The 7,950-nt window shown below is 47.8% G+C and carries 14 protein-coding genes; 9 read left to right on the top strand and 5 right to left on the bottom strand.

All coding sequences use genetic code 11. From position 1 onward, the window contains the following. Positions 1-32 precede the first annotated feature (32 nt). The 9 genes from PHI12_12380 to PHI12_12340 all read left to right on the top strand — a co-directional run bounded on the left by PHI12_12380 (position 33) and on the right by PHI12_12340 (position 3,676). Entirely contained in the window at positions 33-800 is a 768-nt protein-coding gene (locus PHI12_12380) for a DNA methyltransferase (GenBank protein MDD5511590.1), read from the top strand. Between the two features lie 67 nt (positions 801-867). After that, complete coding sequence (locus tag PHI12_12375; GenBank protein MDD5511589.1) at positions 868-1,161, top strand: hypothetical protein; 294 nt, start codon at positions 868-870, stop codon at positions 1,159-1,161. A gap of 199 nt (positions 1,162-1,360) precedes the next feature. Next, complete coding sequence (locus PHI12_12370; GenBank protein MDD5511588.1) at positions 1,361-1,564, top strand: hypothetical protein; 204 nt, start codon at positions 1,361-1,363, stop codon at positions 1,562-1,564. Between the two features lies 1 nt (position 1,565). Beyond that, complete coding sequence (locus tag PHI12_12365; GenBank protein ID MDD5511587.1) at positions 1,566-1,712, top strand: hypothetical protein; 147 nt, start codon at positions 1,566-1,568, stop codon at positions 1,710-1,712. 6 nt (positions 1,713-1,718) lie between these two features. Beyond that, positions 1,719-2,009 carry a hypothetical protein gene (locus tag PHI12_12360; GenBank protein ID MDD5511586.1) on the top strand — a complete coding sequence of 97 codons (291 nt, stop codon included), beginning with the start codon at positions 1,719-1,721 and terminating at the stop codon, positions 2,007-2,009. A gap of 4 nt (positions 2,010-2,013) precedes the next feature. Further along, positions 2,014-2,181, top strand: a complete 168-nt coding sequence (locus PHI12_12355; protein ID MDD5511585.1) for a hypothetical protein — start codon at positions 2,014-2,016, stop codon at positions 2,179-2,181. 275 nt (positions 2,182-2,456) lie between these two features. Further along, positions 2,457-2,687, top strand: a complete 231-nt coding sequence (locus tag PHI12_12350; protein ID MDD5511584.1) for a hypothetical protein — start codon at positions 2,457-2,459, stop codon at positions 2,685-2,687. A gap of 37 nt (positions 2,688-2,724) precedes the next feature. Further along, positions 2,725-3,093 carry a hypothetical protein gene (locus PHI12_12345; protein ID MDD5511583.1) on the top strand — a complete coding sequence of 123 codons (369 nt, stop codon included), beginning with the start codon at positions 2,725-2,727 and terminating at the stop codon, positions 3,091-3,093. A 259-nt stretch (positions 3,094-3,352) separates the two neighbouring features. Next, on the top strand, positions 3,353-3,676 hold the full coding sequence (locus tag PHI12_12340; GenBank protein MDD5511582.1) for a hypothetical protein: 324 nt from the start codon (positions 3,353-3,355) through the stop codon (positions 3,674-3,676). Between the two features lies 1 nt (position 3,677). Here PHI12_12340 and PHI12_12335 read toward each other — a convergent pair whose 3' ends face one another. From PHI12_12335 to PHI12_12315, 5 genes are all read right to left on the bottom strand, one after another. Further along, on the bottom strand, positions 3,678-4,019 hold the full coding sequence (locus PHI12_12335; protein MDD5511581.1) for a hypothetical protein: 342 nt from the start codon (positions 4,017-4,019) through the stop codon (positions 3,678-3,680). Positions 4,020-4,023: 4 nt separating this feature from the next. Further along, positions 4,024-6,090 carry a hypothetical protein gene (locus PHI12_12330; protein ID MDD5511580.1) on the bottom strand — a complete coding sequence of 689 codons (2,067 nt, stop codon included), beginning with the start codon at positions 6,088-6,090 and terminating at the stop codon, positions 4,024-4,026. 2 nt (positions 6,091-6,092) lie between these two features. Then, positions 6,093-7,070 carry a hypothetical protein gene (locus tag PHI12_12325; GenBank protein MDD5511579.1) on the bottom strand — a complete coding sequence of 326 codons (978 nt, stop codon included), beginning with the start codon at positions 7,068-7,070 and terminating at the stop codon, positions 6,093-6,095. Continuing rightward, entirely contained in the window at positions 7,067-7,366 is a 300-nt protein-coding gene (locus PHI12_12320; GenBank protein ID MDD5511578.1) for a hypothetical protein, read from the bottom strand. Before PHI12_12320 ends, PHI12_12325 begins: the two co-directional genes overlap by 4 nt. A 5-nt stretch (positions 7,367-7,371) precedes the next feature. Next, the coding region (locus PHI12_12315) for a hypothetical protein (GenBank protein MDD5511577.1) at positions 7,372-7,950 on the bottom strand (579 nt) is incomplete at its 5' end.

Below are 7,950 nucleotides of genomic sequence, written 5' to 3'. Positions count from 1 at the left end.
CCGGACGGCTATAAGATAGGGGTGCAGCTGCCATGAGGCCTTACTATCAAGACGAATGGGTGACTATCTATAACGGCGATGCCAGGGAGATTTTACCGGGCATGTCTGATATTGAGATAATAACGGACCCGGTTTGGCCAGGTGCTAATACTAATATTCCCGGAGCTGACCGTCCCTACTCCCTCTTTAAAGAGTTTTGCCAGGCGCTCCCACGGTCGACGCGCCGGCTGGTAATTCAACTCGGGTGTGACAGTGACCCGCGTTTCTTAAAATCCCTTCCAGCCTGGCTGCCATTTTTAAGAATATGCTCTCTGGAATATACGATACCGTCTTACAAAGGTCGCATCCTGAATACTGGCGATTTTGCCTATGTCTTCGGGCAGTCCCCGCGCTGGCGTGAAGACCGGCAGCTTATGCCCGGTGTTTGCCGCTCTAATTACGTAGAAAAACTTTTCCAAAAACACAATGGTAAACATAAAATTCATGAAGGAAGAGCGCCTGCTCATATTACCGCCATTGAAGAATTACCTCACCCCTGTACAAGGCGACTGCAGCATCTTTATTGGCTGGTACATTACTTCTCCGATGACCTAGTAGTAGACCCGTTTATGGGTAGCGGCACAACAATCGTAGCTGCAAAGTATCTCAACCGTAAGTCCATCGGTATTGAGATAGAAGAGAAATACTGCAGGCTGGCGGTAGAACGGCTTTCACAGTCCGTCATGGACTTGTGTTCGATTACCCCCCCCCCCGATGGAAAACAATCTTGTTTAAAGTTATTCGAGTCTTCAGGAAAGTAAAAAGAAAACTACAGAAGACTTAATGCTAATTGTGCGCCCGCGTCCAAAATCCTGAAGCTGGGAAATTATGGATATTACGAATAAAAATTACAAAAACAAAAAATTGGTCGGGGTTTTGCCCGGGTCTACGATTACCGCGTCTGGTGGTCCACTTACCCCGACCAAAAAACACACTCGAAAACGCCGCCGATCGCGCGGATGGATAAGGGGCATAAAAAAAGCCAATGGTAAGACCTATTACTACTATTGTTACAGCCAGCGTAACGCCAGGGGCGATTATCCGGAGAAGGTCGAATATCTCGGGACCGCGGAGAAGATACGCCAAGCGGTGAAGGAGGACAAGAGCCTTCGTGTACGTTAAAATCGGAATTAACGACTCAATCGATACAATCCAGATACCGCAAATCCCCATCCTGGGCTATACTATGATTGCCCTGGGTGTTATCTGGATAATGCCGCGGTGGATGCCCGTAAAATTTTTCAGGCTTTTCCGGCCGGCGTGGAGACATTGTGGGTTCGATTCCCACCCCCGCTACCAGAATAAAAGAAGGAGGTCACCAATGCCTAGGTGCCAGGATTGCACGCACCTGGAGAAGGCTAAGGTCTTCTCCGATCGAGATATCTACCGGTGTCAGAAAGGACACTATGACCTGGGAGACGGGACGTTCTGCTTCTATGCCCTGAGCGGCATCACGAGGCCTAACAAGGCGGTCCGTCTCATTCAGGAGAAGTGCACTGACTATCAACCCAAGGAGGCGCAGTAGCATGGCCACGAGCAAAAAGATAAGGGAACAGCCGATCAGCCCGGCAGTAGTAGCTACGGCTGAGCTTATCAGACACATCAAACTGGTTGACTGTATTGAGCAGTTAGAAAACCGTATCAAGTCGCTAGAGGAAAAGGGGATGAGATAATGGCTAGTGCTGTTTGTACTCAATGCGGTAAAACCTATCGCTGGCATGGTTTCCGTGGATGTACCCTTAAGGACAATCCAAGCCCATGTTGTAACGCACCTGGTAAGGCTAACCGATACTCCCCTGTTGGTCCCAAAGTTGTTAAGCGATGCCCTGAATGTGGCAAAGCTGGTCTATGGTGGCGTGAGGCTTTACGCAATCCTGATATTCCCCATGCGGGCGATTACTTCTACCAGATGTATTGCCCACGTTGCAAAAAGTGGGTTACGCCCATTAAAGAAGTGGCAAAGGTGGTGAGTTAATGCCAAAGGAAATGTTTGCTCCTGAGAAGTGCCCCAAGTGTGGCAATACCACAGATGTTGAGCACTACACTGGTGGATGGCGCTGTATCTGTAAATGCGGTTGGTATGGAGTGTTCCACTTCACTGAGCCTTGCCAATTTATTAACCGGATGGCAGCGAGGGGTTGATATGAAAGAGAGAGATACTGACTTATTTTATCCATCACATAAACATCCGCATGGTATATCAAATTTACCAGAGTGGGAAGCAAGAATATGGGTATGTACCGAATGTCGTCACATATTCACCGATACAGAACTTCGTAAAGATGAACTGGGTGAAGATAACAAAGGCGGGTGGGGTCACGCTTGCAAATCTCATCCTTGCAGAAAAGGACAACGATGCGAGAGCCATTTAGAACCTTATCATCCAGCATTAAATCATTTGAGCGGGAGGGTGTAGTATGTGTGGTGATTTTGAATATGAACTCGACTGGAAACTAAAATGTGATGTGTGCGGTAAAAAGCCAGCCGTTGACTTGAGGGAGCCGGATACCGGAGAGCCTTCAGGAGACCATAAGGCACTTTGCGAGAAGTGTGGAATTGAGCTATATGGCGAGGGAATAGTATCCGATTGGGCGGGTACTGAATTATACCTAAAAAAGTACCCTGATAAAATAGAAGTTTGGAGGTAGATAATGGATAATCAATTTATAAAACGGAGGTTAAATAATGAACATCGATAAAAGGTACATCGAGGTCCTGGCGGACCACGCGCCTTACAAAAACAACAAATGGTACGGGAGATTAGCTATATTAAGTTTCTTTATCATTTTAATCGGGCTTTTCTTCTTATCCAATGCCATCAATCAGCCTATTATTAACACTGAAGCCGATAAGCAGGCGGCCCTGACGATGATGTACGCAGGTATGGGAGTAGCTGCTGTAGGCACTGTACTAATCGGCGTGGCTACGGTATTGAAAACAAAAGAAAAAAAGCGTAACCGCAGGGATTTTTTAGATTATTACGAAAGATATGATGCTTTTCCTCCATGGCCGGAAGAAATAAAGCCGGCCCGCGGCGTGAGCTACAAGGAGTAGAAGGGGCCCCGGAGGGAGAAGCGATGATGGACGAAAGATATATAATATAGATAAACATCCGATAGGAGTGAGAATGTTAATTCAAAATACCTGTTCTAACATGTTTGCGCTGCGGGCATATATGGACGCCCCGCGGCGATAAGGATTTACCGGCGGAAGCCGGAGCGGTAAAGTATATCGAGGCTGACATAGAGATATGCCCTCGCTGTAAAACCCCTTACTGGAACAAACCGAGGAGGATTAAACAAAAAGGGGTTACATGAAGAATATTAATCTTGGCTGTATCGTAAAGCTCCTGGCGCTGCTGGCGGTTATCGCGGTTATCGGTTTTATTTTTGTTACATGTTCCGGGACATCGGGCTGTAATTGCCAGCGGATAGATAAAACTCTACCGGACGTTTCAGCAGCGCCGTACCGTGTGCCTACTGTTACGCATTACTATTACGCCGAGAAAGCTGTAACAAATCATGATGGGTCGGTTACAATGACCGGATGGTATGAAAGGATGAACGATAAATGGTTCTATCACGAAGATTCCGAGACATTGCCGCCGGTGTTAAAGCCCCGGGTGGAAAGACGATAGCTCACCTGTGCAGGAAACCTTGGGCGACCGAGATTATTACCGTAAATATCCCCCACAGCAAAGCCAGCCCGAAAGTAAAAAACATAAACCATTGAAATAATTGACCGGCGCCGACGAAAAAGGCGAAGTCCATCATCATCAGGGATTTTGCCCCGCCGATAAAGAAATCAAGATTTATGGTATTGACGCTCCAGAGCCCGAGGATATTTACCTGTTTCCATACCGTAAAAGAATTGGCTATATCGACATCTGCATCACTGAACCACGCCCCGGCGAATGTCAGCGATATCAACGTTCCCGCCGCCAGTATTAAACCCATGAACATAATTTGTTGAGCGCGCATCTTTTCACCATCCGTAATTCCTGGATAATACCAGGACGCCGAAGCTCCAAAATATGAAATAAATGCTGACATACATCCCGTAAATGTTAGGCCCGGGTACTGACCAAAATATCATTATCGCCAGCATGACGATGATTTTTAATAATAGCCCGTTCTGCCCCTTTGAGGCCATAAGATAGAATGTCAGGATGCCTGCGCCGATTATTGTGGAGAAAGCAAAATTATACCAGAAGAGAGATTCGGGGATACTATCTGGCCATATAGCGTGTAGAAGCGGAGCAAAAAATATCCCCGGCTGAGTTTCTTCCGTGTACATAGACGAGGGCTCTTCCGGTACATCGGAAATCATTTCCGGCCAGTCGCTTATAAGGCTTTGCTCGGGGGCCGCTTCAGATGTTGGTTTGAAAGATGTTAATAAAGTGCTCACGTCAGCATCGCTCGATGTTGTCCTGAATGTAGCCGCGGCATCGTAGCTATTTGCGCTCTGGTCGGTCAATACCCTTTCGACGGTTACGGTAATCGTGCCGGTCCCGGTGACGGTAATGGTAGTCTCCTGTGTGGTCCCCCTTGTGGTCGGGCTCGGGCAATATTTAGGGCTACCTGTCACGGTAGCCCCGCCGCTTACCGCTTTAACATGCCAGCCGAAGGCGTTGCTGATAACGAATGTCCCGGCGCTTGTTACAGTAACCGTATTAGCGCCGAGCGCCAGGGTAATAGGCGAACCGCTAGCCGCGCCGGTGCCGTTGGTGAGGGTGCTGTCCATTTCATCGGGGTATTCCCACGCCCACTGACCCCTTACCGTGCCGCCCTGGGTGTAGGTAACAGATTCGGCATATAAACAGGCATCTCCCTCGAGAAGTGTTACATCCGATGTACTGTTTGGAATTGAGCCGACAAAAGCGGTAGTCTCAGGGGCTTCACTATCCATCTGGAAAGATAAAGTGCCGCCCGCTAACGAAAGCGTGAAATCGTGGCTAGTATCAGTATCTGCACCAGTGACAGTTAAATCGGTATATGTTCTGGTCGTATAGGTAATAACCACATAAACTTGAGTGCATCTTGCTTGAGCAAGTGTTGCTTTGAGCATGACTCCTGCTTGTAGACTTGCAAGGTCTGACAAAGACCAACTTCCTCCTCCAGGTCTAGAAAATGATTGAGAAAACGTGTTATAGGTGGCACCAGTTCGTGAAACTTCGGTGCCAATAGATTCAGTACCACCTAATTTGAGAACTGGTTTAGCATATGCAGTATCTCCCTCTATACCAGATATTCTGAAGTATAAAGTAACCGCAGCAATAGCACTAGTAGCACCTCCAAGACCACTCGTTGTAAGATTATATAAGTCCTTCAAGTAAGAAGTGGTAGTGTTTCGAACATATGTAGCATTATCATCAGTAACTGCCTCATCAACACATTCCCAGTTTGTAGGACCAGGTATAGGTGTTAGCTGAGTGCTGTCTCCTGCGGAGTTTGGATATAAAGTTACAGTTAAAGGAGCACTCCGGACAAATATCCTTGCGGTCACATTTTCTGGTACGGTCTCGGATTTAAAAAGCTCGATGCCCCCGTTGGTAGCATCGGAGTGTTTATAGATATACTGGCTTGCGCCAGCGCCGGAAGTAAGTTGTACGTCGTTAAAATGCCACTCGAAATCATTACCCTCGGCCGTTATTGCGTCCCGTACGGTAAGCCCGCCGGACCCGGGAAAGTAGAATACCTCTCCTCCTGTAACATCCCCGGTATAAATATAAGCGTTGCGGCTGGCGTTGGCCTGAATGTTGTTATAGAAGATTATCCATGGATTATTTTCGTAGCCGGGCATTACAGCGGTATCGTTACCGTAGTCATCTCTTGCCACAACGTTCATTGCGTCGGCATTGAGCTGCCCGGCCGTTATAAGAGCCGTAGTGCTAAGCGCAAAATTGGCGGCAACATTCGTCGCGTCTGCCCCGCTATTTGTTGCCTGTAGCGTGCCAGTATAATTAGCCTCGCTGATATCGGAAGCGAAAGCAGCATAAGGACCTGCTGTAAAAAGAAATATCGATATTAAAATTAAGAGCGCTCTTTTCATCCTTATGACCTGTTAAAAAATAATATTATTCCCCCCAGCAGCGTGGAAAGAAAAGCTATAAAGCCGACTATTATCATGGAGATAAAACCCTCCAGCATAAGCAGGAGTAATACTGTATAACCATCCGTAAAAGCGGCAAGTAGAGAAGCCTTAAATTTCCAGGCGGATATTATAATAACGATGGCAAATACGAATATCGAACCTATGTCCATGGCTGTGTTTGTTTCCATGGAAAATAGCCCGGCGTAGCCGGTCATGAAATCCTCGATAAGCGTGCCGGCGTATTTTGTTCTTAAAACTTCCGCCAGGGTGTAGGACCACGCCCTTTTCGTATAGTCCGGGGTTTCTATTTGTACGCTGAAAAGTTCCGGACACATGATTTGAAGCCCTGGTACGGCGTTCAGATAGTAAAGCTCGCCGTAGGTCGATAGGACCGTCTGCCCGCTATCTCCGGAAGAGAGCAGGTCAACGTTCCACTCCGTCGAAAGCTCGGTCGCCGAATCGATTATTTTAGCCCTTAACCCTTGGCTTTGGTCGGCATCGGTCGAATACTGATTATTGCCGATTGTAAAATCCCATTTTTGCGGCGATGGGTAATAGACTGGGTTCTGCTGGACACGGAATATATAAGGTCTATTCCATACCATTCCACTTTGAAGGTAAAACATTACAACCCCTTTGCCGTATCCGCCGTAGTAACGCGGGTGTGCCGTAACAGCTCCGAGCTGGGTGGTGCCGTTTTCGCTTAGCACGGAGAAGATAAAAGTCTGGTTGATAGCATCGTCCGGCGTGGTCTCGAAGGATATATGATACGGGACGATGGCTGTAAAATCATCTTCGTAGAGAAGGTCATGGAAAATCATGATATCGTATAGGCTGACGCCTTCCGGCTCGTCCATGGCGTAGGCAGTCTCCGGCATCATGACGCCGGCGGCCGCCGCTAAAAATACCACTGTGACTATTAAGATTAACCTTCTCATTCCTGACTAGCCTTGTGCAGGTTATAAATACAAAACGCCGCGCCACAAAAAGCAAAATAGGCACTGATACCAAGCCCGATTGTGTATCTAGGGAACTCTTTCCAGGATTCTACGATTAGCTTAGCGCCTTGAAGGTAAAGAAACCCGGAGCCTATCCGTTCCTCCGTACCGTCCTTATATTTGTTATGTATCTCGACCGGAGCGAAGATGAATTGTACGCAGACGCAGGCTATGATGAGGAAAACGATTGTGGGTGGCAGCCATTTTTTTAATATCTCCTTTGTCTTTTGGTCCATGTTAATTAATAGCTCCTTATCGGCCGGCGGCTGACTACAGTGGAGCCGCCGATGTTGGTGTGGTAAACCCTTCCTCTTTTGCGGCTGGCGTTATGCCCTTTCTTTATCGTGTTCTGGCTGGAAGTGCCGCGAGTGTCCCTAATGTGACGCATCCTCACGCGGTTGCCTTTTGTACGGTAGACGACGATATCCTGATTTCCAACGTCTATCGTACGCTTCTTCGGGAAAGCTCCGGTTACCCGGGCGCTCTTTTGCTGGCTGCCGGGTCCTTTGTATTGCTCTATGGCTCCGGACGGGTCAAAACCTTTAGGAAGGTTATCCTTGTGGAAGGATTTTTCATCGACTCCTCGCCTGTATGGTGACTTAATCGCATGGATAATAAAGCCGTCTTTCCACTTAATGGCGCTGTTGAATTCTTCCTTGGTCCATTTTTCTTCTTTATCCCCGGCGCCCTTGCCTTTTTTGGGCGTTGGTTTAGGTGTCTCCGGAGGTGGTTCTGGTACAGGTTCTTCAGGTGGGGGTGGTTCTGGTACAGGTTCAGGTGTAGGCTTTGGGGTCAGTTCAGGATAAGGCGTTGGGGATGG

The sequence above is a fragment of the Dehalococcoidales bacterium genome, assembly GCA_028716225.1.
GTDB lineage: Bacteria > Chloroflexota > Dehalococcoidia > Dehalococcoidales > UBA5760 > UBA5760.
The sequence above is the reverse complement of the archived record's forward strand: the minus strand, read 5'-3'. Positions and strand labels throughout refer to the sequence as shown.

Excerpts from the sequence above, each read along its gene's own strand:
- PHI12_12380 (MDD5511590.1), top strand. The coding sequence starts at position 33 with ATGAGGCCTTACTATCAAGACGAATGGGTGACTATCTATAACGGCGAT.
- PHI12_12375 (MDD5511589.1), top strand. The coding sequence starts at position 868 with ATGGATATTACGAATAAAAATTACAAAAACAAAAAATTGGTCGGGGTT.
- PHI12_12370 (MDD5511588.1), top strand. The coding sequence starts at position 1,361 with ATGCCTAGGTGCCAGGATTGCACGCACCTGGAGAAGGCTAAGGTCTTC.
- PHI12_12365 (MDD5511587.1), top strand. The coding sequence starts at position 1,566 with ATGGCCACGAGCAAAAAGATAAGGGAACAGCCGATCAGCCCGGCAGTA.
- PHI12_12355 (MDD5511585.1), top strand. The coding sequence starts at position 2,014 with ATGCCAAAGGAAATGTTTGCTCCTGAGAAGTGCCCCAAGTGTGGCAAT.
- PHI12_12350 (MDD5511584.1), top strand. The coding sequence starts at position 2,457 with ATGTGTGGTGATTTTGAATATGAACTCGACTGGAAACTAAAATGTGAT.
- PHI12_12345 (MDD5511583.1), top strand. The coding sequence starts at position 2,725 with ATGAACATCGATAAAAGGTACATCGAGGTCCTGGCGGACCACGCGCCT.
- PHI12_12340 (MDD5511582.1), top strand. The coding sequence starts at position 3,353 with ATGAAGAATATTAATCTTGGCTGTATCGTAAAGCTCCTGGCGCTGCTG.
- PHI12_12335 (MDD5511581.1), bottom strand. The coding sequence starts at position 4,019 with ATGCGCGCTCAACAAATTATGTTCATGGGTTTAATACTGGCGGCGGGA.
- PHI12_12330 (MDD5511580.1), bottom strand. The coding sequence starts at position 6,090 with ATGAAAAGAGCGCTCTTAATTTTAATATCGATATTTCTTTTTACAGCA.
- PHI12_12325 (MDD5511579.1), bottom strand. The coding sequence starts at position 7,070 with ATGAGAAGGTTAATCTTAATAGTCACAGTGGTATTTTTAGCGGCGGCC.
- PHI12_12320 (MDD5511578.1), bottom strand. The coding sequence starts at position 7,366 with ATGGACCAAAAGACAAAGGAGATATTAAAAAAATGGCTGCCACCCACA.